This is a genomic window from Streptomyces sp. NPDC050528, assembly GCF_044457795.1.
Taxonomy (GTDB): Bacteria; Actinomycetota; Actinomycetes; order Streptomycetales; family Streptomycetaceae; genus Streptomyces.
Window position 1 is genome coordinate 1 of the sequence record NZ_JBITHH010000029.1, and the last position, 23,893, is coordinate 23,893.

At 69.6% G+C, this 23,893-nt stretch carries 22 protein-coding genes and 1 riboswitch; of the genes, 10 read left to right on the plus strand and 12 right to left on the minus strand.

The genetic code is table 11. The annotated features are described in order from the left end of the window. Positions 1-200: 200 nt before the first annotated feature. The gene (locus ACIBK4_RS50300; RefSeq protein ID WP_399006911.1) at positions 201-653 is read right to left on the minus strand and encodes a GNAT family N-acetyltransferase; all 453 of its coding nucleotides are present in this window, start codon (positions 651-653) and stop codon (positions 201-203) included. Positions 654-709: 56 nt separating this feature from the next. After that, a complete protein-coding gene (locus ACIBK4_RS50305; protein ID WP_399006913.1) occupies positions 710-1,168 on the minus strand; it encodes a MarR family winged helix-turn-helix transcriptional regulator in 459 nt (152 codons plus the stop codon). Positions 1,169-1,309: 141 nt separating this feature from the next. On the opposite strand from ACIBK4_RS50305, the gene ACIBK4_RS50310 reads away from it, so the two are divergent. Together ACIBK4_RS50310 and ACIBK4_RS50315 are read left to right on the plus strand one after the other, a co-directional pair. After that, on the plus strand, positions 1,310-2,518 hold the full coding sequence (locus ACIBK4_RS50310) for an MFS transporter (RefSeq protein ID WP_399006915.1): 1,209 nt from the start codon (positions 1,310-1,312) through the stop codon (positions 2,516-2,518). Between the two features lie 138 nt (positions 2,519-2,656). Next, positions 2,657-3,079, plus strand: coding sequence for a heme-binding protein (locus ACIBK4_RS50315; RefSeq protein WP_399006917.1), 423 nt, complete (start codon positions 2,657-2,659; stop codon positions 3,077-3,079). A 69-nt stretch (positions 3,080-3,148) separates the two neighbouring features. Here ACIBK4_RS50315 and ACIBK4_RS50320 read toward each other — a convergent pair whose 3' ends face one another. Next, the gene (locus ACIBK4_RS50320; RefSeq protein WP_399006919.1) at positions 3,149-4,015 is read right to left on the minus strand and encodes a GNAT family N-acetyltransferase; all 867 of its coding nucleotides are present in this window, start codon (positions 4,013-4,015) and stop codon (positions 3,149-3,151) included. 195 nt (positions 4,016-4,210) lie between these two features. Here ACIBK4_RS50320 and ACIBK4_RS50325 point away from each other — a divergent pair, with 195 nt between their 5' ends. Both ACIBK4_RS50325 and ACIBK4_RS50330 read left to right on the plus strand, forming a co-directional pair. Next, entirely contained in the window at positions 4,211-4,846 is a 636-nt protein-coding gene (locus ACIBK4_RS50325) for an HAD family hydrolase (RefSeq protein ID WP_399006921.1), read from the plus strand. A 305-nt stretch (positions 4,847-5,151) separates the two neighbouring features. Continuing rightward, a complete protein-coding gene (locus ACIBK4_RS50330; protein ID WP_399006924.1) occupies positions 5,152-6,882 on the plus strand; it encodes a globin domain-containing protein in 1,731 nt (576 codons plus the stop codon). A gap of 16 nt (positions 6,883-6,898) precedes the next feature. Here the strand turns inward: ACIBK4_RS50330 and ACIBK4_RS50335 are convergent, their stop codons facing one another. The 5 genes from ACIBK4_RS50335 to ACIBK4_RS50355 all read right to left on the minus strand — a co-directional run bounded on the left by ACIBK4_RS50335 (position 6,899) and on the right by ACIBK4_RS50355 (position 10,668). Continuing rightward, on the minus strand, positions 6,899-7,381 hold the full coding sequence (locus ACIBK4_RS50335; protein ID WP_399006926.1) for an NUDIX domain-containing protein: 483 nt from the start codon (positions 7,379-7,381) through the stop codon (positions 6,899-6,901). A gap of 122 nt (positions 7,382-7,503) precedes the next feature. Next, entirely contained in the window at positions 7,504-8,409 is a 906-nt protein-coding gene (locus ACIBK4_RS50340) for a LysR family transcriptional regulator (protein WP_399006928.1), read from the minus strand. Positions 8,410-8,637: 228 nt separating this feature from the next. Continuing rightward, positions 8,638-9,795, minus strand: a complete 1,158-nt coding sequence (locus ACIBK4_RS50345) for a cystathionine gamma-lyase (RefSeq protein ID WP_399006930.1) — start codon at positions 9,793-9,795, stop codon at positions 8,638-8,640. Continuing rightward, positions 9,792-10,283 carry a low molecular weight protein-tyrosine-phosphatase gene (locus tag ACIBK4_RS50350; protein ID WP_399006932.1) on the minus strand — a complete coding sequence of 164 codons (492 nt, stop codon included), beginning with the start codon at positions 10,281-10,283 and terminating at the stop codon, positions 9,792-9,794. The genes ACIBK4_RS50345 and ACIBK4_RS50350 overlap by 4 nt, the downstream gene beginning before the upstream one ends. Before the next feature lie 7 nt (positions 10,284-10,290). Beyond that, the gene (locus tag ACIBK4_RS50355; RefSeq protein ID WP_033285767.1) at positions 10,291-10,668 is read right to left on the minus strand and encodes a phage holin family protein; all 378 of its coding nucleotides are present in this window, start codon (positions 10,666-10,668) and stop codon (positions 10,291-10,293) included. 48 nt (positions 10,669-10,716) lie between these two features. Here ACIBK4_RS50355 and ACIBK4_RS50360 point away from each other — a divergent pair, with 48 nt between their 5' ends. The 4 genes from ACIBK4_RS50360 (at position 10,717) to ACIBK4_RS50375 (ending at position 13,230) form a co-directional block, all read left to right on the plus strand. Further along, positions 10,717-11,034, plus strand: a complete 318-nt coding sequence (locus tag ACIBK4_RS50360) for a cupin domain-containing protein (protein WP_262060822.1) — start codon at positions 10,717-10,719, stop codon at positions 11,032-11,034. A gap of 212 nt (positions 11,035-11,246) precedes the next feature. Next, complete coding sequence (locus ACIBK4_RS50365; RefSeq protein WP_399006935.1) at positions 11,247-11,459, plus strand: DUF5326 family protein; 213 nt, start codon at positions 11,247-11,249, stop codon at positions 11,457-11,459. Between the two features lie 520 nt (positions 11,460-11,979). Next, positions 11,980-12,693: an IclR family transcriptional regulator gene (locus ACIBK4_RS50370; protein WP_399006950.1), complete on the plus strand. Its 714-nt coding sequence runs from the start codon at positions 11,980-11,982 to the stop codon at positions 12,691-12,693. Positions 12,694-12,792: 99 nt separating this feature from the next. Beyond that, the gene (locus ACIBK4_RS50375) at positions 12,793-13,230 is read left to right on the plus strand and encodes an SsgA family sporulation/cell division regulator (protein ID WP_366435050.1); all 438 of its coding nucleotides are present in this window, start codon (positions 12,793-12,795) and stop codon (positions 13,228-13,230) included. 215 nt (positions 13,231-13,445) lie between these two features. Here the strand turns inward: ACIBK4_RS50375 and ACIBK4_RS50380 are convergent, their stop codons facing one another. After that, positions 13,446-14,900: a YibE/F family protein gene (locus ACIBK4_RS50380; protein WP_399006937.1), complete on the minus strand. Its 1,455-nt coding sequence runs from the start codon at positions 14,898-14,900 to the stop codon at positions 13,446-13,448. A gap of 71 nt (positions 14,901-14,971) precedes the next feature. Continuing rightward, a riboswitch (TPP riboswitch) is annotated at positions 14,972-15,161 on the plus strand. Here ACIBK4_RS50380 and thiC point away from each other — a divergent pair. Beyond that, on the plus strand, positions 15,154-16,974 hold the full coding sequence (gene thiC / locus ACIBK4_RS50385; protein ID WP_399006939.1) for a phosphomethylpyrimidine synthase ThiC: 1,821 nt from the start codon (positions 15,154-15,156) through the stop codon (positions 16,972-16,974). Its footprint overlaps the riboswitch before it by 8 nt. A 49-nt stretch (positions 16,975-17,023) precedes the next feature. On the opposite strand, the gene ACIBK4_RS50390 is transcribed toward thiC, so the two are convergent. Beyond that, entirely contained in the window at positions 17,024-18,259 is a 1,236-nt protein-coding gene (locus tag ACIBK4_RS50390; protein WP_399006941.1) for a serine hydrolase domain-containing protein, read from the minus strand. 211 nt (positions 18,260-18,470) lie between these two features. On the opposite strand from ACIBK4_RS50390, the gene ACIBK4_RS50395 reads away from it, so the two are divergent. Further along, the gene (locus tag ACIBK4_RS50395; protein ID WP_399006943.1) at positions 18,471-19,490 is read left to right on the plus strand and encodes a hypothetical protein; all 1,020 of its coding nucleotides are present in this window, start codon (positions 18,471-18,473) and stop codon (positions 19,488-19,490) included. Between the two features lie 48 nt (positions 19,491-19,538). Here ACIBK4_RS50395 and ACIBK4_RS50400 read toward each other — a convergent pair whose 3' ends face one another. Then, positions 19,539-20,399 (minus strand): hypothetical protein, encoded by an 861-nt coding sequence (locus ACIBK4_RS50400; protein ID WP_399006945.1) that lies wholly within the window; start codon positions 20,397-20,399, stop codon positions 19,539-19,541. Positions 20,400-20,602: 203 nt separating this feature from the next. Beyond that, positions 20,603-21,703: a metallophosphoesterase gene (locus tag ACIBK4_RS50405; RefSeq protein WP_399006947.1), complete on the minus strand. Its 1,101-nt coding sequence runs from the start codon at positions 21,701-21,703 to the stop codon at positions 20,603-20,605. Between the last annotated feature and the right edge of the window lie 2,190 nt (positions 21,704-23,893).

Sequence of the window (23,893 nt, forward strand, 5' to 3'; positions counted from 1 at the left end):
CTGCTTTACCTCGAGGGGGTTTTTGGGGTGGGTGGGGGGGAGCGTGTGGGGGGGGGGGGTCGCGGATCTGTGTTTGGTGGGGGGAGGTGTCGTGTTTCACGTGAAACACGACACCTCCCGCTGTCGGCAGGATGCCTCGCTTCCGTCTCGGAACGGGCCCTTCGAACGGGGTCTTCAAACGGACCCTTCAAACGGGCTCTTCAGAGGGCGAGCTTGAAGCCCACGTGTGAGGCGGTGAAGCCGAGCCGCTCGTAGAACCGGTGGGCGTCAGTGCGGCTGACGTCGGAGGTCAGCTGGACGAGTTGGCAGCCCTGACGGCGGGACTCGGAGATCGCCCACTCGATGAACTGTGTGCCCAGGCCGCTGCCCCGCTCGTCTGCGTGGATGCGTACGGCCTCGATGATCGAGCGCGTGGCGCCCTTGCGGGACAGCCCCGGAATGACCGTGAGCTGGAGGGTGCCGACGACACGGCCCTCGCGCACGGCGACGACGAGGTGCTGGTTCGGGTCGGCGGTCAGGCGCTCCAGCGCGGCCAGGTAGGGCGTCAGGTCGTCCGGTGACTCCCGCTGGGAGCCCAGGGGGTCGTCGGCGAACATGCCGACGATGGCGGGGACGTCCTCGGTGACTGCGGCTCGTATCTCAAGATCTCCCATGCCTCCACCTTAGGTAGAGGTGTAGGCAGAGACGTGCGTGCGGTGCGGGACGGGACCTACGCGGGCACGTTCATCGACTCCACGACTCGGACCAGCGGCGCCAGTTCGGGGTTCGTGGCGGCTGCGTCGAGTGCCTCGCGCAGTGCGGTGTCGTTGGTCGGGCGGGCCTCTTCGAGCAGCGCGAGGCCTGCCTCGGAGACGTTCGTGTAGATGCCCCGGCGGTCGGTCGGGCACAGGTAGCGCGCGAGCAGGCCGCGGTCCTCGAGCCGGGTGACCAGCCGGGTGGTGGCGCTCTGGCTGAGGACGACCGCGTCCGCGACCTGCCTCATCTGCAGATGGCCCCCGTCGCCGTCGTGCTGCCGGCTGAGCACGTCGAGCAGCGAGTACTCCCGCATGCTCAGGTCGTGCTTGGCCTGTAGGGCGCGCTCGATGTGCGCCTCGATCTTCCCGTGCAGCAAGGAGAGGGCGCACCAACCCTGGGCAAGGGCGGTGAGTGCGGGGTCCGTCGCTGTCATTGGCGTTTCCTCCGTCCCGGAGCGGCTGAACCCAGGATAGAGCACAGATGAAATAGTCCGCGCTTGCATATAGCCCGCGTCTGCAACTATTGTGAACGCACGTAAGGCGCTCCTGCAATCTTCTGGGAAGGGTACCTCCACATGCCTCTCGCGCTTCTGGCCCTCGCGATCGGGGCCTTCGGAATCGGCACGACCGAGTTCGTGATCATGGGCTTGCTGCCCCAGGTCGCGGGTGACTTCGGGGTCTCCATCCCCACCGCGGGACTGCTGGTCACCGGCTACGCGCTGGGTGTGGTGATCGGCGCCCCGCTGATGACCGTGCTCGGCACCAAGGTCCCCCGCAAGCGGATGCTGATGCTGCTGATGGGCCTGTTCATCCTCGGCAACCTGCTCTCCGCCGTCGCTCCCAGCTTCTCGGTGATGCTGATCGGCCGCGTGGTCGCCTCGCTCGCTCACGGTGCCTTCTTCGGCATCGGCTCGGTCGTCGCGGCCGAACTGGTCGCCCCGGACAAGAAGGCCGGAGCCATCGCGATGATGTTCACCGGGCTGACCGTCGCCAACGTCGTCGGCGTCCCGCTGGGCACCCTCGTCGGACAGTCCATCGGCTGGCGGGTCACCTTCGCCATCGTCGCGGGCCTCGGTGTGATCGGCCTGGCCGGTATCGCCAAGCTCGTACCCGACCTGCCCAAGGCCGAGGGCGTACGCCTGCGCCACGAACTCGCCGCCTTCAAGAACACCCAGGTCCTGCTCGCCATGGCGATGACCGTCCTCGGCTTCGGCGGCGTCTTCGCGGCCATCACCTACATCGCGCCGATGATGACCCACGTCGCCGGCTTCGCCGACGGCTCCGTCACCTGGCTGCTCGTCCTCTTCGGCCTCGGTATGGTCGGCGGCAACCTCGTCGGCGGCAAGTTCGCCGACCGCGCCCTGATGCCCATGCTGTATGTCTCGCTGGGTGCCCTGGCCGTCGTGCTCGCGCTCTTCACCGTCACCGCCCACAACAAGATCGCGGCAGCCGTCACCATCGCCCTCATCGGCGCCCTGGGCTTCGCCACCGTGCCGCCGCTGCAGAAGCGGGTCCTCGACCAGGCACACGGCGCCCCGACGCTGGCCTCGGCCGTGAACATCGGCGCCTTCAACCTCGGCAACGCGCTCTCCGCGTGGCTCGGCGGCATCGTCATCGCGGCCGGCTTCGGCTACACCGCCCCCAACTGGGTCGGTGCCGTCCTCGCCGCGGCCGCCCTGGTCCTCGCGATCATCTCGGCCGTCCTGGAACGCCACACCGGCGCCCGCGATGCCGTCGTGGCGGCCGGTGTGCCGAGCGAGCAGCGGACCGCCGTCCACCACTGACCCCGCCCGGCCGGAGCAGCGAGACACGGAGCCAGGGCCGTCCCCGTGCATCCACGCCGACCTCGGCCGTGCGACCAACAGCCGACCGTGCTGTACGACCACCACCAGAAACAGCAACACCCGCAAGGAGAAACACTGATGAGCACCACCACCGCCGTAGCCCCGCTGACCATCCAGGACGCCGAAGCGCTCGTCGCCGAGGCCCGCCGAGCCGGGGAGGCCGCCGGGGTCACCGTGAGCATCACCGTGCTGGACGCGGGCGGCCACCTGCTTGCCTTCCGCCGGGACGACCGGGCCGTGCTGATCTCCGGGGAGACCAGCACCCGCAAGGCGTACACCGCGCTTCAGCTGAACGCCCCCACCGCCGACCTCGTCGACGCCGTTCAGCCCGGAGGCCTCTTCCACACCCTGCCCACCGCGCTCGACCGGCCCCTGCTGTTCATCGCGGGTGGCATCCCGGTGCACCGTGATGGTCGGCTGGTCGGAGCGATCGGGGTCGGTGGCGGCGCCCCGACGCAGGACCACGGCTTCGCCCAGGCCGCCGTAGAGGCACTTGTCTGAGGTCTCAGGACGACGGAACGCCGGTTGCCGACGAGGTCGGGGGCCGGCGTTCTCCGTGCCCGGAGAGAGTCAGCCGGCGGCGACCGTCAGGGGAGCGAACCGCCGCGTCCAGTCGCCGGGCAGCTCCGCGATGCCGTAGGTCATGACGGTGTTGAACGCGACGGAGACCAGGCCACGTTCCTTCAGCCAGGACAGCAGGTCCTCGTGGCGTACGTCGATGTCGGTGCGCAGCGGACGGTCCGTGCGGGCGGCGAGGGAGGCGAGGAGGGCCTTCGCCGTCTCCGTGTCCTGGGCGATCAGCGGACCGACGACCTGGGTGTCCATGTTGGGCCACGCGGCCGCGTAGCCGATGATCCGGCCGTTCTCCTCCGCCACCCTCAACTGGTCGGAGAAGGCGGGCAGTCGTGTGATGAAGGGCGTGCGATCGCTGCCGAACACCGTCTCGTCGAGGCGCAGGATGCCGGCGAGGTCCTCGGCCGCGGCCGCACGGGTGGCGATTCGGGATTCAGGTCCATCAGGGGTGAAGTGCCCGAGCAGCATCTCGGCCCGGCCGGTCGCCTTGAAGCCGAGTTCCTCGTAGAGCGGGCGGCCGTACGGGGTCGCGTGCAGGGTCAATGGTGTGGTGCCCATCGCTGAGACCAGGTGCTGCATCAGCCGGCGTCCCACGCCCTGGCGGGCGTACCGCTCGGCGACCAGGACCATGCCGATGGCAACCAGATCCGGGCGTTCCTGCGGGCCGTACTCCGTGGTGACGCAGGCTGCGAGGAGGCCGCCCTCGAGGGCGTCGATGCCGTAGCCCTTCCCGGCGCTGAGGAGGAAGCCCCACTTGTGTTCCTCGCGTGGCCACCCCCGGTCCTCGGACAGGTCGGCGCAGGCGAGGCGATCGCGGAGCGTCAGCCGGCGGATGGGCAGAGCGGCGAGGGAAGGAGTCGGCACGCAGGTCAGGCTGTCTGACGTGCGTTGTCGGCGTCCACCTGTTTCCGGTGAGACGTACGTGCTTTTGGCCATGTCGTGATCAGCGGCACAACGTACCGACAGAAGCCGGATGTTTCACGTGAAACACCGGCGAACGGCGAGCGGCCGGCAGGCTCGCGGAAGATGCCACAGTTCCTCCGACTAGCCTCGTGGCTTATGGCGAGACTTCATCTCTTCGACCTCGACGGCACTCTGCTGCACGGAACCAGCGCGCCCCTGGAGATCTCCCGTCAACTCGGCCTGGAATCCGAGACGGTGGAGCTTGAACAGGCGATCTCGGCCGGTCTGATCGGACCGCCGGAGTATGCGACCCGGGTGTACACGCTGTGGGCGGAACTCACCGAGGCGCATGTGGCGGCGGCTTTCGAAGGCGCCCCTTGGCTGGCGCGGATCCGTGAGGTCTGGGCCGAGATCAGGAGTGCCGGCGAATACTGCGCCGTCGTATCGCTCTCGCCTTCTTTCTTTGTGGAACGACTCACGGGCTGGGGTGCCCATGCGGCACACGGATCGCTGTTCCCCGCCGTGCCGTTTACCGCGCCGTCCATGGACCTGGCCGGGGTCCTCAACTCCGCCGCCAAGGTGGTGATCGCGGATCGGCTGTGTGAGGAGTTCGGGGTGACGAGGGCGGACTGTGTCGCCTACGGCGACTCGATGTCGGACAAGGACCTGTTCGGCGTTGTGCCCATCTCTGTCGCGGTCAATGCGGATCGGCATCTGACGGGCCTCGCGACCCACTCCTATGAGGGGCGGGATCTGTGGGATGCCTACGAATTGGTGCGCGGCGCCCGGTAATTGAGGGAATCGATGGTTCGCCCCTCCCCCTGTTCGCGGGGGAGCGAGGCGGCACTTGTGTGCCGAGCGCGGGCCGGTAGGGTCGACTCCGGTTCTTGTCCGGAGCCGGACGCCGCGTGAGAGTACTGCGGGCAATGTCACACTCTCGCCTTACTTGTCCGTACGCAGTGGGAATGTGGGTTGGATATGGCTGTATCGGCAGCTTGACCGAACGGGGAGAAGCAAGCCGTCCGCGCGGAAAGCAGGCAGCTTCCGGCCGAGGAAGCCCGCAGACCGACCGAAAGATGTTCGAGGCGAGGCACACCATGGACGCTCCGACCACCACGTCGGCCGACAACGGCACGTCCGGCGGCAGCGGCGGGGGCGGCTGGTTCACTCCGCGCAAACAGCCGGAGGTGCCTCCGGGCGAAGAGCGTGGGGCGACGGAGGGACGGCGTCCGGCCGTGCTGCGTCCAGTCCGCAGGGGCGGGGCGGGGACCAATGAGCGTCCGCCCACGGAGAGTTCGGCTCCCTTGGCCCCGCCGGCCACAGCAGCCCCGCCCGCGCCGCCGGTCCCGTCGGCCCCAGCTGGGCCACCAGCCCCACCAACTCCGAGTGGTGACCGCGCCGCGTCCGATCCCGACGAGCACGCTGATCGGCAGGGCGTAGCACCCGGCCAGGAGCGAATACCGCCGGCCGCGACCGCCCCGCAGCCCTCAACTCCCACTCAGTTCCCAACTCCCGCGCCGCCGCCCATGGCTTCCGCACCCGCGCCGCCGCCCATGGCTTCCGCGCCCGCGTCGGCAGCACCCCCGCCTCACGCACCGCAGCCCGCCGCACCCGCTCCCGCCGTCGCCGAGATACCGCCGGCACCCCCCGCGCCCACCCCCGTGCGCGTACCCGCCCAGCGTTCGTCCGGCCCCACCACCGCCACCGACAAGGCCTCCCCGGACGCCGTGCTCATCCGCCGGACCATGTCCGAAGTCGGACCCGTGGCCGACAAGGTGACCTCGTACTTCTACGCGCTGCTCTTCGTGCGCCACCCCGAGTTGCGCTCGCTGTTCCCGGCGGCGATGGACACCCAACGGGACCGATTGCTCAAGGCGCTGCTCACCGCCGCCGAGCACATCGACAACACCGAGGTCCTCGTCGCGTATCTGCAGAACCTTGGCCGCGGGCACCGCAAGTACGGCACCCGGCCCGAGCACTACCCGGCCGTCGGCGAGTGCCTCATCGGCGCGCTGAACAAGTACGCCTCCGCCATCTGGGACGCCGAGACGGAGGCGGCCTGGGTGCGGGCGTACACGACGATCTCGCAGGTCATGATCGACGCGGCCGCCGCGGACGAACTGCGCGCCCCGGCCTGGTGGCACGCGGAGGTCGTCACCCATGACCTCAGGACCAGGGACGTCGCCGTCGTCACCGTCCGCCCGGACCAGCCGTATCCTTTCCTCGCCGGGCAGTACACGAGCCTGGAGACGCCCTGGTGGCCGCGGATCTGGCGGCACTACTCCTTCGCCTCGGCGCCCCGCTCGGACGGACTGCTGACCTTCCATGTGAAGGCCGTCCCCGCGGGCTGGGTCTCGAACGCGCTGGTGCACCGCGCCCGGCCCGGCGACGTCATCCGGCTCGGGCCGCCGGCCGGTTCGATGACCGTGGACCACAGCACCGACAGCGGACTGCTCTGCGTCGGCGGCGGCACCGGCATAGCGCCGATCAAGGCACTCGTCGAGGACGTCGCCGAGCGCGGCGAGCGGCGAGCGGTGGAGGTGTTCTACGGCGCCCGCACCGACCACGACCTCTATGACATCGACACGATGCTCAGGCTCCAGCAGTCGCACCCGTGGCTCGCGGTCCGGCCGATCGTCGACCGGCACGGACTCCTCCAACTCCCGGACGCCATCCGCACATACGGGCCCTGGAACGAGTACGACGCCTACGTCTCGGGCCCGCCCGGCATGATCCGCAGCGGTGTCCATGCCCTGCGGGACGCCGGCATCCCGTCGGACCGCATACGGCACGACTCGGTCGAGGAGCTGGTGACCACCGGGGACTGACCCGGTGCCAGCGGCGTCAGCCCAGGTCGGGGGCGTGCATCGCGAGGACCCCTTCGATGTTGCCGTCCAGATAGTGCCGTAGAGACAGGGGCACGAGGTGGACGGACGCGATGCCTACGCGAGTGAAGGGCACTCTGACGATCTCGTACTCACCGAGGGGCTCGTCCACTTCGGGGCCGTGGCGGAGCGCCGGGTCCATGGACTCCAGACGGCAGACGAAGAAGTGCTGCACCTTCACGCCGGTCGAGGCGGCGTCCGAGCCGATGTGCTCGACGGTGTCCACGAAGCAGGGCACCACATCGGTGATCTTGGCGCCGAGCTCCTCGTGCACCTCGCGGTGCAGGGCGTCGACGACGGTGGTGTCCTCGGGTTCGACGCCTCCACCGGGTGTGACCCAGTAGGGATCGACACCGGGCTTGGTGCGCTTGATCAGGATCAGGGCGTCGCCGTCGAGGAGGACGGCACGTGCGGTGCGCTTGACCACGGGTCGGACGGTCATGGGAGAAATGTGGCCCGGCTGGTTCCACGTGAAACATCGCGAAACGTCACCTTGACGGTTCGGAGCGTGATGTTTCACGTGGAACCAGCGGCCTCGCTGCGGAACGGCGACAAAGTGCCTGGTCAGCCCCAGTGGGCGGCCGCACGCTGGAGCCACTCGTGGGCCCGGGCGATGTGCGGCATCGCGAGAGTGCCGGTGCGGACCACCAGGAAATACGTCCGCAGCGGGGGTATCGCGGGTTCGTGGAGTGGGACGACCTCGCCGCGCTTCAGTGCCAGGGCACACAGATAGCGGGGCAGCACCGCGAGCCCGGCGCCCGCGATCGCGCAGGCGAGGACCGCGCGGAGGTCCGGCACGATCACGGTGCCCGGGGCGGCCGGACGGGAGTCGAAGACGGAGGCCCAGTACCGGGAGACGAAGGGCAGCGACTCGTGGACCTCGATCACGGGGAGGTCGTCCAGAGCGGGCGCGTCCTTGGTCTCGGGCTCCCCGGAGCGGATCTGCTCGGCCCGGTGCGGGGCGGCCACCAGGACGTGCTCCTCGTCGCAGAGCGTTGTCGCGGTGAGCAGAGCGCCTCGCGGACGGGCCGTACTGATGGCCAGATCATGATGTCCGGCGGCAAGTCCCTCCAGGGTTTCCTCGGCGTTCCCGAAGGACGCGCGCAAGGCGAAGCCCTGGCCGTCGTCGCCGGTCAGCTCCGTGAGCGCGGGCAGGGCCCGCTCGGCTGTGAACTCGGGGGGACCGGCGAGATGCAGGGTGCGCAGCGAGGAGTCGTTGTCGGGGCCCGTCTCGGCTATCTCCACGAGGGCGTCGAGATGCGGCGCGGCCTTGTGCGCGAGTTCGTCGCCCATGGTCGTAGGAGTGACCCCACGGGCCTGACGCAGGAAGAGGGGGCGGCCCAACTGCCGTTCCAGGGTGCGGATCTGGGACGTCACCGCCGGCTGGGAGAGGCCCAGCAGAGCCGCGGCGCGGGTGAAGGAACCGGCCCGGTGCACGGTCACGAAGGTGCGCAGCAAGGCCAGATCCATGGCACGCACACTCCTTTCCCCACCCTTCCTCCGGCCCCGGGCAGGGCCCAACTATAAATAAGTCGATAGGTCGCTGTCGCTACTGTGATTGGACACTGACACAGAGTCAACTAGCCTTGTGCGCGCGGTTCTTCGCGCGCAGAACCGAGGACGGTCCGAGCCACGAGGGGGGAGGCTCGGACCGTCCGTTGTGCGTAGCCGGACACCGACCGGCGGTCCGTAAAGCACTCACCGCGCCGACTCGTCCAGCGCACGCAGCACATCCGCCACCAGGTCCTCGGGGTCCTCGGCACCGACCGAGAGGCGAACGAAGCCCTCCGGTACCGCGTCCCCGCCCCAGCGCCCGCGCCGCTCGGCGGTCGACCGCACCCCTCCGAAGCTCGTCGCGTCGTCCACGAGCCGCAGCGCGTCCAGAAAACGCTCGGCACGCGCGCGCGTGGGCAACGTGAACGAAACCACACACCCGTAGCGCCGCATCTGCTGCGAGGCGATCTTGTACGAGGGGTCGTCGGGCAGTCCCGGGTAGCGCAGCCCCGTCACGTCGGCCCGTTCGCGCAGGGCCTGCGCGAGGGTCAGCGCGGTGGCGTTCTGCCGGTCGACGCGCAGCTGGAGCGTGGCGATCGAGCGGTGCGCGAGCCAGGCCTCCATGGGCCCGGGAATCGCGCCGACGACCTTGCGCCAGCGGCGTACGGCGGCCATCGCGGCGGCGTCGGTCCCCGCGACGTAGCCGAGGAGGACGTCCCCGTGCCCGGTGAGTTGCTTGGTGCCGCTCGCCACGGCGAAGTCGGCGCCGAGTTCCAGCGGGCGCTGTCCCAGGGGCGAGGCGAGGGTGTTGTCGACGGCCACGAGGGCGCCACGCGCGTGTGCCGCGTCGGCGAGCCGCCGTATGTCACACACGTCGAGCCCGGGGTTCGACGGCGTCTCGATCCACAGCAGCTTGGCGCCGTCGAGGAGGTCGAGCTGGGCGTCACCGCCGGTCGGCGCGGTGCGCACCTCGATGCCGAACGCCTCCAGCTGCTCGCGCACCAGGGGCAGCACCTGATAGCCGTCGTCGGGCAGGACGGCCACGTCGCCCGCGCGCAGCTGGGAGAAGAGCACCGACGAGATGGCGGCCATCCCCGAGGCGAACACCAGCGTCTCGACGTCGTCCCGTCCGGGCGCCTCCAGTTCGCCGATCGCGCGCTCCAGGTGGGTCCAGGTCGGGTTCTCGTCGCGGCCGTACTTGTACGGTCCCGTCGCCTCGCCCGGGAGATGGAAGTGCGCGGCGAACACCGGCCCGGGGAGCGTCGGTTCGTACTTCACCGGCTCGGGCAGGCCGGCGCGCACCGCGCGTGTGCCGTCCCCGGCGCCGTTCCCGATACCCCCGGCTGTCGCGGAATCACTCATACCGCTCGTCCCTCCACTTCCTCACGCACCACGGCGAGCAGGCCTTCGCTCGCCGCCTCCACCATCTCAAGACACTCCTCGAAGCCGTCCAGGCCCCCGTAGTACGGATCCGGTACGTCGAGGTCGTCGCCGGCGTCGGGATCGTAGGAGCGGAGCAGGTGGACCTTCTGGGCGTCCTGCTCGGTCGGGGCGAGGCGGCGCAGGGTTTTGCGGTGGCCGGAGTCGAGGGCGATGACGAGGTCCAGGCGGGCGAACCAGGAGGCCTGGAAGCGGCGGGCGGTGTGGTCGGTGCCGTATCCGTGCTCCTCCAGGACGGCGACGGCGCGCGGGTCGGCGCCGTCGCCCTCGTGCCAGCCGTCCGTGCCCGCGCTGTCGACCTCGACCAGGCCGTCGAGCCCGGCCTCCGCCACCCGCGCGCGGAAGACCGATTCGGCCATGGGCGAACGGCAGATGTTGCCGGTGCAGACGAAGCTGACCCGGTACGTCATCGCGCGCTCAGTCCCCCTCGGGCAGGACGACGTTGAGCGCCCAGGAGACGACCGAGATGATGAGGCCGCCCAGGACGGCGGTCCAGAAGCCCTCGACATGGAAACTCAGGTCGAGCTTGTCGGCCAGCCACGAAGTGAGCATCAGCATCAGAGCGTTGACCACCAGGGTGATCAGGCCGAGCGTCAGGATGAACAGCGGGAAGGTCAGCACCTTGACGATCGGCTTGACCAGGAAGTTCACCAGGCCGAAGACCAGGGCGACGAGGAGCAGTGTCCAGACCTTCTTGAAGGTGCTGTCACCGGTCAGGGTGATCTTGTCGAGGATCCATACGGCGACCGCCAGGGCACCCGCGTTGGCGATCGTCTTGACTAGGAAATTCTTCATGTGTCTGATCGTGACAGAAGAGATCGACTCCGAGCGTGGACGAGGGCGATGAAGGCATTCCGGTTGGATGAACTGGAGGCGGAGCGCGCCGCCAACGACGGCGCGTACCTGCAGTTCCTGCGCGAGAAGAACATGTCGGTCGGCCTGTACGCGCTCGATTCCGGTGAGCACGACCGGCAGCAGCCGCACAACCAGGACGAGGTGTACTTCGTGGTGAGCGGCCGGGCCGCGATCACCGTCGGCATGGAGACCACCCAGGTGGCGCGCGGCAGCGTCGTCTATGTGCCGGCCGGGGTGGCCCACAAGTTCCACCACATCAGCGAGGACCTGCGGGTGCTGGTGGTGTTCTCGCCTCCGGAGGCCTGAGCCTCCGCAGACCCGGCTCTCCACCCGAAGCCTGACCCGTGTCTCAGGGTTCCCTAGGGGAACGGTCAGGGGAGGACAAGGGATGCGAGGCCCCCGTTCGGCCTTCGCCCGCCCTAGCATCGAGTGCAGGACATCAGAGATCCGGCACGGGAGTGCCGGACACAGACCGGACCCGGTTCGAGCGACGGGCGGAGAGGTACAGGACGAGGACAATGCGAGAGATCTTCGCGGGACTGCCGTGGTGGGTGAAGTGGGTCGCGGTGCCGGTCATCGCCCTGGTCGTGTTCGGCGGGCTGATAACGGCCGTCCTGACCGTCGTCATCGGACTGCTCTTCAAGGCGCTGGTCTTCGTGGCGCTGGTCGGCGGACTGGTCTACGTCGTGCGGAAGTTCACGTCGAGCTCCTCCTCGCGCGGCGACTGGTGAGGTTCCCGCGGGGAGACCGGTGATCGGTAACAGGAATCACCGGTTCCCTCGGGCGGGGGAAGTTTTCCGGACGGGCCGTCTGCGGGCGGTGGTTGGCGGTTAAAGTCCGGAATTCGACGCGGGGACGAACCCCGCGGGCGGCGCACCCCCTCCCCGTGTTCCCCGCACGGGCTGCCCCCTCGCGCTCCGGGAGTGACCCTTGGCCACGGTTGACACCGCACCCGTAGAACCACACGCACCCCCCACCCAGCTCGTACCACCCAGTCGGCCGCGCTCAGTCTCGATCCCCGCGCAGCTACGACCCGTGCCGGCACCGGCGCAGCCACGCCCCGTGGCAACTCCCGCGCGGTCAGGCCCCGTTGCGACCCCGCCGCGACAGCGTTCCGCGGCGCCGGCCACCGAGGCCCCCGACCGGCGGCAGCCCGCCCCCGACCAGCAGCTACCCGCCCCTGACCGGCAGTCGTCCGCCGCCGACCAACACCAGTCCGCCGCCACCCTCATCGGCTCCGTGCAACGGGCCATGCGCCTGCTGGAGTCCGTCGCCGGACACGACCACGGAGCTCCCGCCAAGCAACTGGCCCGCGAGACCGGCCTCGCCCTTCCCACGGCGTACCACCTGCTGCGCACCCTGGTGTACGAGGGCTATCTCCGCCGTGACAAGGGGCTGTTCTTCCTCGGGGAGGCGGCTGAGCGGCTGAGCAGCAGCGGGGCGCAGGAGAAACGTCGCAGCACGATCGTCGACGCGTTGGCGCAGTGGCGGGATTTGATCGGTGTGCCGGTGTACTACGCGATGTACCGCGACGGCGAGATCGAGGTCCTGTGCGTCTCCGACACCGCCGGCAATCCGGCGGTCGAGGAGTGGGCGGACTTCCGCGAGACCGGGCACGCGCACGCGATCGGGCAGTGTCTGCTGGCCCAGTTGGGTGAGGACGTCCGCCGCGACCACCTCGACCGCTACCCCGTGCGGTCTCTCACGCCGTACACCGTGCGTGACGACCACTCACTGTTGCGGCGACTGGACCGGATGCGGCGGACGGAGCTGGTGGTGGAGCGTCAGGAGTACGCGCTGGGGACGGTCTGCGCGGCGATTCCGATCACACTCGGCGCCACGGCCGCCACGATGGCCATCTCGCTGCCCGCGCATCAGGCCGAGCGACTGCCGGTCGCGGCACGGCAGTTGCAGACCGAGGTCGACAGGCTTCTGGGGTCGCTCGCGCTCTCTATCAGTATCTGAAAACTTACTCCTTGTGATCTAACGTGTACGTTCAGCAATATTCCTTCAGTGTCACGGGGATCATTCCCGGCCAGGCGACGGCAGTTGACGGGATAGGCGATGCGCGAGTCCGTACAGGCAGAGGTCATGATGAGCTTCCTCGTTTCCGAGGAGCTCTCCTTCCGTATCCCGGTCGAGCTGGGCTACGAGACGTCCGATCCGTACGCCGTGCGGCTGACCTTCCATTTGCCGGGCGATGCCCCGGTGACCTGGACCTTCGGTCGCGAGCTGCTGATCGATGGGGTGGGCATGGCGTGCGGGGAGGGCGACGTGCGGATCGAGCCCGTCGACCCGGAGACGCTGGGCGAGGTGCTGATCCGGCTTCAGGTGGGCAGCGACCAGGCGCTGTTCCGCACCGGCGCGGCCCCGCTCGTGGCGTTCCTCGACCGCACCGACCGACTGGTGCCGCTCGGCCAGGAGGGCGCCCTCGCGGACTTCGACACCCACCTCGACGAGGCGCTGGACCGCATTCTGGCGGAGGAGCAGAGCGCGGGGTGACGTGGTCCGGCGGTAGGGGGTCGGGAAGTTGGCGTAACGCTTCGCCACGGACCCTGAACCGAAGCCGCTGGAGGCGCCGCGAGCCCTGAAGGGCCCTGTGGAGTTCTGAAGGCCCCGTGTGAGCTTGAAGGCTTGGGGGGCCCGAGGATCCGCAGTAACGCTTCTGCGTGGCCCTCTGGGGCGGTTCTCGCCGCCCACCGCAGTGCCGGTGGCGCTCAGTGCTTGCGGCGTCGGCCCTTCCCGCCGCGCGCCGCCGCGGGCTTGGCACTCGGCGCCGCCGTGGCCGCCGTAGCCCCACCCGCTGAAACCGCACCGCCTGCCGGTACCGCACCGGCCGGAGCCGCATCGGGTCCCGGTCGGTCCGCCGAGACGACCAGGGCCGCGAGGGCCGTGGTGACCGGTACCGATGCGACCAGGCCGATCGAACCCACCAGCGTGCGCACGATCTCCTCGGCGACCAACTCGCTGTTGGCGACCGCCCCGACGCTGCTCTGCGCGATGGAGAAGAGCAGGAGCAGTGGCAGAGCGGCGCCCGCGTAGGCGAGGACGAGGGTGTTGACGACGGATGCGATGTGGTCGCGGCCGATGCGGATGCCGGCGCGGTACAGCCCGCGCCAGCCCATCGACGGGTTGGCCTCGTGCAGTTCCCAGACCGCCGAGGTCTGGGTGACCGTCACGTCGTCGAGCACACCGAGCGAACCGATGATGACGCCGGCGAGGAGCAGACCGCTCATGTCGATCGACGGGTACAGCCCGTGGATCAGGCCGGTGTTGTCGTCCGTGTTGCCGGTCAGCGCGGCCCAGCCGATGAACACGGAGCCCAGGACGCCGATCAGCACCAGTGACATCAGGGTGCCGAGTACCGCCACGGACGTACGGGCCGACAGACCGTGGCACATGTAGAGGGCGATCAGCATGATGGCGCTCGAACCGACCACCGCCACGATCAGCGGGTTCGAGCCGTGCAGGATCGCGGGCAGGATGAAGAAGTTCAGGATCATGAAGCTGATGGCCAGCGCGATCAGCGCCATGACACCGCGCAGCCGGCCCACCACCACGACGGCCAGCGCGAAGATCCCGGCGAGCAGCGCCATCGGGAATTTACGGTTCACATCGGTGACGGAGTACTGCAGATCCTTGGGCGCGGAGGGCTCGTACGCGACCACGACCTTCTCGCCCTGATGCAACTGCCGTGACTGGTCGGGCTGCACGATCTCCGTGAACGTACGGCCCTTGTCCTTGCCGGTGGAGACCGTGACCGTGGCCTTCTTGCAGGTACCGGCCGCCTCCTGCGCCGCCGACGAGCCCTCGGCGGTGGAGGTGTCCCCGGTCGAGCCCCCGCCCGAGGCGTTCACCGACGAGCAGCTCACGCTGACGACCTTGGTGACCGTCGCCTGCTGGGTCTGCCGGTCGAAGCCGACGCCGGTGCGCTTGTGCGAGGGGGCGCCGCCGGGCCACAGCACCACCATGCCGACCACGACCGCCACGGTGAACGGGATCAGGATCGCCGCGATGACCTTGCGCAGGTGCCGGGAGACGGGGGCGGCGGGACCATGGCTGTGCGAATGACCGTGACCGCCTTCACCGGACCCGTGGTCGTCGCCGGATCCATGGTCGTGGCCATGCGGCGGCCCGGTCGGCGGGTACGGGGGCTGCTGTGTCGTGGTCACCGCCCGATCATCGCAAGAACGCCGGAGGCCCACTGTTCACCGCGCCACTTATGACGCTAGCGTGGAGGCACCTTTGCACACGCGGGAGCTCGGAGCACCGGGCTGAGAGGGCGCTGACCTTCGTCTCTGCGATGTTTCACGGGAAACGTCACCTGAATCGAGTGATGTTTCACATGAAACATCGGCTGACGGAAGCCGCTGCGTCGACCGCCGAACCTGTTACCGGGTAATGCCGGCGTAGGGAGTAGGTCTCATGACCAACAAGGATGTACGCACGCCTGCCTCCAGCCAGGACGAACAGCCCATTCCGGGTGAGGAGTCCGCACGGGCCGAGCAGCCCACGGAGGCCGGGAAGTCCATCGGCTGGCACAAGGGGTACGTCGCGGGCTCGCGCCCCGATCTGCGGGTGCCGGTCCGTCAGGTGCACCTCACCAACGGGCAGTCCGTGACGCTGTACGACACCTCCGGCCCGTACACCGATCCGCTCGTCGACACCGATGTCCGCAGGGGGCTGGCGCCGCTGCGGGAGAACTGGATCATCGCCCGCGGCGACACCGAGGAGTACGCGGGCCGGCCCGTCCGCCCCGAGGACGACGGGATCAAGCACACCTCACCGCGCGGCGGACTGCGCAACCTGGACGCGGTCTTCCCCGGGCGGCCGCGTCAGCCGCGCCGAGGCCGCGACGGTACGGCGGTCACGCAACTCGCCTATGCGCGGCGGGGCGAGATCACGCCCGAGATGGAGTTCGTGGCCGTACGCGAGAACGTCGAGGCCGAGATCGTCCGGGAGGAGATCGCGGCCGGGCGGGCGGTGCTGCCCGCCAACGTGAACCATCCCGAGATCGAGCCGATGATCATCGGCAAGCGGTTCCTGGTGAAGGTCAACGCCAACATCGGCAATTCCGCGGTCACTTCCTCCATCGAGGAGGAGGTCGAGAAGATGACCTGGGCGACGCGGTGGGGCGCCGACACGGTCATGGACCTGTCCACCGGCCGCAATATCCACACCACGCGCGAGTGGGTGCTGCGCAACTCCCCCGTCCCCATCGGCACGGTGCCGCTCTACCAAGCGCTTGAAAAGGTCGACGGCCGCGCCGAGGAGCTGACCTGGGAGATCTACAAGGACACGGTCGTCGAACAGGCCGAACAGGGCGTGGACTACATGACCGTCCACGCGGGCGTACGGCTGCCGTTCGTACCGCTGACGGCGAACCGCAAGACCGGCATCGTCTCGCGCGGCGGCTCGATCATGGCGGCCTGGTGCCTCGCGCACCACAAGGAATCGTTCCTCTACGAGAACTTCGAGGAACTGTGCGAGATCCTCGCCGCCTACGACGTCACGTACTCGCTCGGCGACGGCCTGCGGCCCGGTTCGATCGCGGACGCCAACGACGAGGCGCAGTTCGCGGAGTTGAGGACGCTCGGGGAACTCAACACGATCGCGAAGCGTTTCAACGTACAGACCATGATCGAGGGCCCGGGACATGTCCCGATGCACAAGATCAAGGAGAACATCGACCTTCAGCAGGAGATCTGTGATGAAGCTCCGTTCTATACGCTCGGCCCGCTGACGACGGACGTCGCGCCTGCGTACGACCACATCACTTCCGGCATCGGTGCCGCGATGATCGCCTGGTGGGGCACGGCCATGCTCTGCTATGTCACGCCCAAGGAGCACTTGGGCCTGCCCAATCGTGACGACGTCAAGACCGGCGTCATCACCTACAAGATCGCCGCCCACGCAGCCGACCTCGCCAAGGGGCACCCAGGTGCACAGGAGTGGGACGACGCGCTGTCCGACGCCCGCTTCGAATTCCGCTGGGAGGACCAGTTCAACCTGGCCCTCGACCCGGACACGGCACGGGAGTTCCACGACGAGACACTTCCGGCCGAGCCCGCCAAGACGGCCCACTTCTGCTCGATGTGCGGGCCGAAGTTCTGCAGCATGAAGATCTCCCAGGACATCCGCCGTGAGCACGGCGGGAGTCGGGAGGAGATCGAGGTCGGGATGGAGCAGAAGTCGAAGGAGTTCGCCGCGGCGGGCGACCGGGTGTACCTGCCGATCGCCGACTGACGACGACCGGCGGGCTCACCGTCCAGCGGCTACCGGCCGGCTCTGGCCTCTAGCTCTTCGGCGTTCGGCACAGCGCATGGTCGACAAGCGCGCCCGTCGCGCGGTTCAGGGCGGCCAGGTCCGGCGGCGCGGTGGTGGTCGTGATGGAGACCGTCACCGCTCGCCTGCCGTCCGCGCTCACCGCGGGCCGGGTGTTGACGCCCGCGCCGTCGCCCTCGTGGGTGTAGTAGAAACCGCCGCAGGAGAGCGGGATCTTGCGCAGGCCGAGGCCGTAGGTGCCCTCGGGCATCTCGGCCACGTCCTCCGGGTCGTCGTTCCGCGCGACGGTCTGCCGCATCTCGCGCCACTGCTCGGCGGGGAGCAACCGGCCGTCGGCCAGGGCGCGGAAGAAGGTGTTCAGGTCGGCGGTGGTGCTCACCACACCGGAGTCCGCGGTGTGCTGGAAGCTGTGGTCGGTGACGTCGAGGCGCTTGCCGTCGGAGGTCGTCAGATAGGCGTTCACGTGCGGGTCGGGCAGGAAGGGGTCCAGCCCGGGGATGGAGGTGTTCCGCAGTCCGAGTTTCGCGATGATCCGGTGTGCGACCAGGTCCTGCCAGCTCGCGCCGCCGGCCTTCTCGGCGATCATCCCGGCCAGCAGGTAGTTGGTGTTGGAGTACGCCCAGCGAGTGGGCCCGCCCGGCTGGGGGACGAACAGCGGCCGGTGCTTCATCGCCACCGCGACCAGGTCGGCCGTGGGGGTGGCGTCGTAGCGGTTCTCGTCGAAGTGGTTGATCAGCCGGTCCTGGATCTCCGGGTCGTCGACGTAGTCGTACAGGCCGCTGGTCTGGCGGAGCAGGTCGCGGACGGTGATGCGGCTGCCGTCGTTGCCGTTGCCCGAGACGACGCCCGGCAGCCAGTGTTCGACGGTGTCGTCGAGCGACAGCCGCTTCTCCGCGACGAGTTGGAGGACGACGGTCGCCACGAACGTCTTCGTGGTGCTCGCCACACGGAAGTGGGCGTTCCAGGGGATCGGGGCGGTGGAGTCGACGGTTCGGGTGCCGATACGGGCCATGAGCGGTGGGCCGTTCGGTCCGTCGACCCTGGCCAGCACGTTCACGTCACCGCCGCCGGCCTTCCGTACGGCTGCGAGGTCATGCTGGAGGGTGTGTTCGGTGTACGACGACGGCTTCGGCGCCGGGTGCCCGGCGGGGGTAGTGGTAGTGGCGGCGGTCGCGGCCAGGGGTGAGCCCAGCGCGAGCAGCGTTGCGGCCAGCACGGTGGCGCCGGCCCTCTTCGACGACGGCATCTGCATGTTCGTATCCCCCGGTGTTCCGTTCCCGATCAGCGACGATCACCAGCCAACCGGATCCGCCGGCGCGAGGGGATGGGACTGCCCTCCGGATGAGGGGTGCGCCTGGCCCCCGTACGAACTACGGGTTGACCCCCTGTTGATCGGCTCTGCGCCAGGAGGTTGAGTGGCTTCGGAGCTGTGTTGTCGTGGGTTGGGGGACTGGGGGATGGGGACCGTGATTCTTTTTCAGGTGACGGACGAGGCGCAGTCGCTGGCGTGGGACGGCGAGGATCTGGTCGATGTCGTGGGTGGTCGGCGGTGGGGTCCCGATGGGGTGGAGCGTCAGGTCTCGGTCGATCACGGGTATTCCTTCGACCGGAGCGTCAGTTCTCCGACCGGCCGGTTCACCGTGGTCTACCACGAGCGGGGCACCGGGGCACTGCTGCTGGAGGGCGATCGGCCGGTCCGTGAGCTGGGCCGCAGTGACGACCACGCCGGGGACTTCGACCATCCGGTCGCCCTCGGGGTGCTGCGGGACGGCCGTGAGGTACTGGTGCACTGCCCGGACGAGTACGACCTGCTGGAGATCGAGGACGCGGAGACGGGCGAACGGCTCACCGGCGGCGACCGTACTCGGAACGAGGTCTTGCACTCGCGGCTGGTGGTGTCCCCGAGTGGGACGCATCTGCTGTCGGCGGGCTGGCTGTGGCATCCGCACGGGATCGTCGAAGTCTTCGACCTGGACCGGGCGTTGACGGATTCCGCGGTGCTCGACGGCCGTGGCGTGCTGTCCGTGTACCCGGGCGACAGTTCCGAGGTGATCTCGGCCTGCTGGCTCGACGGTGACCGGGTGGCCGTGGCGACCGGGGAGGAGTTCGCCGACGAGGACGACACCGAGGAGACCGCGGCGAGCGCGGAGACTGCGGGCCTGGGCCGACGGCGGTTGGGCGTGTGGTCGCTCTCCGAGAAGCGGTGGGTTCATCGCAACCGGGTCGACTTCCACATCGGCACGTTGATCCCGCGGGGTGACACGCTCGTCTCGCTGTACGGGCATCCGCGGCTGATCGACGTCACGACCGGGGCGTCGCTCGCGGAGTGGCCGGCCGTGGAGGTGCCGTGCAGGGAGGGGAGTTACGGGGCCACTTACATCCCGACGCCCGTCGCGGCCCTGCATCCGGACGGCAACCGACTGGCCGTCGCCCAGCCGGACAGCATCGCGATCATCGCCCTCTCCGAGAAGGGGTGACCGGACGTTCGGCTTGCGCTCCCCTGGTTGGGGGCGCAAGCCGAGGGGCTACTCCGGCTGGTGTTCGGGCCCCCCGAAGTCCGGGCTGCTGAAGTCCGGGCTGCTGAAGCTCGGGCGGTGACCCGGTTCGGGGCCGTCGTCCGGGCTGGAGAAGCCGGGGCGGTCGTAGCCGAGGTGCGGCATACGACTCGGTGCCGTGGGTGTCGTACGGCGGAGTGTCGCCGTGCCCGGAGCCGCGAGTGCCTCCTGGAGGAACGGTAGGATGCCGCGTTCCAGGAGGGCGTCGTGCCAGGCATCCCTGGCGCGGGCGACCTCCCCGCCCGACTCGCCGTAGGGGCCGGTGTCGAGCGAGGGCCTGTTGCGCAGAGCGGTGAGCAGCAGGCCGACGGCGGCGACGAGGATCGCCGCGGCGGTCATGGCGCCGAACACCCAGCCGGCGGTGAGCATGGTCTTGGCGAAGGCCGGCTCGGGGGTCAGCATCTTGAGGATGTAGCCCACGAGCAGGAATATCGCCGCGGCCGTGCCGGCCAGGACAGGGGTGAGGACGGCGGCGACGGCGATGGCGCCCGCACCCTCGGCCGCCTCCCCCAGGGTGGTGGCGAGCCCCATCGCGCCCACGCCGCCCGGCTCCGCGGAGTCGGGCTCGTGGACGGTCGACGGGGTGGACGACGCCGGCTGGCGCAGTTCCTCGCGGACCTTCACGTAGTGCTGGTACTCGGTCGCCGCGGCCGCCGTGATGAGCGCGGTGGCGTTCAGCGCCATGGTGCGCAGCTGTTCGGGGTTGAGCCGCTTACCGACAGCGGCCAGTTCCGGGCGGGTAGGGGCGGAGCGCAGCGCCTCGTCGAGGATCCGCTCGTACTCCTGGCGGTCCTCGCTGTGCAGGTGCTGCGGAACGCTGTTCATGTGCATCCCCCGATGCTCCGTAGGGCTTGGGGCTCGCATGCCAACGAGCCGTCGGGCAGAAACGGAGGGGAGCCTGCTACGGATAAGCCGATGGTAGAGCGGCGACGGCACACGGTGACAGGGGGTTTCCAGAAATTGGCCCCTGGCCAGCCCAGTCGTCCGCCTGTCGTCCGCCGCTCCTCCGGAGGGGACGCCTGCCCGATAAACGCTCAGATATCCAGGGGCAGTTGCTGGACCAGCAGTTTTCCGGCCATGGTCACTCCGCCGTCCATCGCGATGGCCAGTCCCTCGGCGTAGACGTGCGGTCCCTCGACCACGGGACCGGCGCTGTCCTCGCCGTCCTCGGAGCCCACGTCGCCCAGGAGATAGGGAATCGGGCTGTGGCCGTGCACGATCCGGGTCCCGCCGTACATGTCGAGCAGGGAGCGGACATGTTCGGCGCCGCCCTCGTCGCGGAAGGAGAAGCGCTTGGTGAACTTGCGGAACACGTCCCAGACCTCGTCCGCGTCGTTGCGCGTGAGGGTCTCGCGGACGTTGTCGTTGACGGCCTCGATCGAGTCGCCGTAGTCGAGGTAGGCGGTGGTGTCGGAGTGGACGAGCAGATGCCCGTCGACCTGCTCCATGGCGTCCAGTCGGGACATCCACTGCAGGTGGACGTCCTGGAGGCGGTCCATGTCGGTCTTCTGGCCGCCGTTGAGCAGCCAGGCCGCCTGGAAGGTGGCGGTGCCGGCGCCGGAGTTGACGGGGGTGTCGCCGAACCGCTTCGCGCCGAGCAGCAGCAGCTCGTGGTTGCCCATGAGCGCCTTGCAATACCCGCCGGCCGCGGCGGCCTCGGCGGACAGCCGCATCACCAGGTCGATGACGCCGATGCCGTCGGGTCCGCGGTCGGTGAAGTCACCCAGGAACCAGAGCCGCGCGGTGCCCGCGCACCAGCTGCCCTCGGCATCGATCAGGCCCTTCTCCCGCAGGGCGGCCACCAGTTCGTCGAGATAGCCGTGCACATCCCCTACGACGAACAGCGGACCGGGGCCCTCCGTCTGCTGCGGGACGGCCACCGCCGCCGGGTCCACCGCGACCTGAACCGTGTCACCCCGATTGATGACGGGCAGATCGCGCTGCGTGGGCGTGTAGCCCTCCGGATAGACCCCGTCGAAGGCCTCGTCAAAGGCCTCCTCGTCGGGTCGTACGGCGTCGCCGGGCTGCGCGCTGTCGGCGTACGGACCGGTCTCGTGGACGTACGCGGGTACCCGGAAGTCGCGCAACGTCGCCGTCCGCTCCATCTCGGGTCCCTGACCGGCCCCCTGAGTCATCGACCCCTCCACCATCACGCCGCGTCTGCACCGCGTCGGACTGCCTGGTCGCAGCGGCCCGCGGTGTCGTGGGCCCATCATAGGAATGCGGATCGCGCCATGTGATGACCCAGGGGTGGTGAATCAGAGCAGGACTCCACTTCACCGCGGCTTTCGCCCCGATTGGGCAGGTCTTCGCCTCCTGGTCGTCCGCTTGACGGGGGTCGGTTCACGCCGCGAGGGCGGCTGGATTTCGCCGGTGGGGGGTGCGGGGGTGGGGTGGGTGGGGCGCGGGTGAGTCCGACGCGAGGCTGACACGGACCGGCTGTCCGGTTTGATACGGGACGCCTGTCCGGCGGGGTAGCGGGCGCTTACCCCGGTGGCGGTGGGGGGCGCTTGGCGGGGAGTGGGTGGCGGTTGCTTGCTCTGGGGGTGGTGTTGGGGGCCTGCGTTGGGGTTGGGGGCTTGACCGGGTGGTGATGTTGGTGGCCTGCGTTGAGGTTGGGTGCTTGCCCTGGGGGCGACGTTGGTGGCCCGCGTTGGGGTTGGGTGCTTGCCCTGGGGGCGATGTTCGTGGCCCGCGCTGAGGTTGGGTGCTTGCCCTGGTAGCGGTACTGGATTTCTTATCCGGGTGTGGGTACCGGTGCGTGCCTTGGTACCGGTACTCGTTCCTTTTTCCGGCGCCGGGGGCGGTTGCTTACCTCGGTGGCGGGATGGGTGGCTTACCCCGGTGGCGGTGTTGGTGGCCTGCGCTGGGGCCGGGTGCTTGTTCTGGGTCGGCCTTCGCTTCCGCTGGCTGCGCTTGATTGGCAGGGCTGCGCTACTCGGTGCGGGTTCCTCCGGGAGGCCTTGGCGGATACGGCTCCGGGGCCGACGCTGACGCCACCGCTGGCGGGGCTTCATGATGCCGGGTCCTCCAGGAGGCCTTGGCGGTCACGGTCACCGCTCCGGGGCCCGGTGCCGACGTCGACCGGCCTGCACAGCGCGGGGTCCTCCAAGAAGCCTTGGCCGTCCCGGCGCTGGGGCTGACCGGCTGCTTCATGGTGCCGGATCCCGGGTGCCCTCCTGCCAGGCCCTCGCGTCCGTGCCGACCGGCCTGCACGATGCCGGTTCTACGTCCCTGTCGGGCCCCGGCGCCGGGTGGGAGTCCTGGCACCGGGGCCCGACGCGGGCACCTGAGGGGGTTCTGCACGGCGCGGGCCGAGGGAACTCCCTCGTTACCGCTCCGGCTGCCCCATGGCGCTTGGCGGCACCGCCTCCGCCGCCCCTGCCGTGACCGTGGCCCCCTTGGCACCTGGCACGGCAGGCACCGCCTGGGCCGAGCCGAGCCTGGGTGGCGAGTGGGAGTTCCGCCACCGTTCCGCTCGCCGTGGGACCCGAGGTGAGCCTCGGCACCGCGCCCGGCGGCACCGCACGGGAGCCCGGGCACCGAGCCGAACTTCGGACCAAGCCAGGCCTCAGGATCCGCCCCACCGCAGCACCCGGTGGGCCCATTCCGGCACCAGACGGGCCCACCGCAGCACCCGGTGGGAGTCCAGACACACCACGCCTGTCACCAGACCTCGGATGCACCCCGTACTGCGACCCGCTCGGCGTATTGCGGCCCGCTCGTCCATGGCACCCGGAGACTCCCACCCCCCCGCCACAGCACCCGGAGCGAACCAGCCCCCGTCCGCCCCCCTCCGCCGAACTCTGCGCGAACCCGGCACCCGCCCTCGCCGAACCCCGGTGTCCGGTGGGAGTCCGGACACTGCCCCGTCTGAAACCAAGTCCCGGGTATGCCCCGCACCCCGGCCCACTCGTCCACGGAACCGGCGCCAGTCCACCCCCGCCAAGGCGCCCGGAGCGAATGAGACCCCCGCCGAGCCCCGAGCACCCCCGACCCGGGCCCGCCGAACTCCAGCACTCGACAGCAGCCCACCCCGCCAAGGCGCCGGAGCGAACCAGACCCCGCCCGCCCTCGTCCACGAAACCCCGAGCGAGCCCGGCCCCAGCGAACCCCGGCACCCAACCCAAGCCCGGACACCGCCCAAGCCCCCCACTCCACCCCGAGCCCCCACCCGAACGGCACCGACACCAGCCAGCCCAGCCCAGCCCCCCCCACGGGACCCCGGCTCCCCCGTTATGTTTTCTGCGGTCCTGCAAGAGGGCCGCTGGCCTCCGGGCCCGGCATGGCTGTTCCCCCCTGTCGAACCGATGACCTGGGGGGTG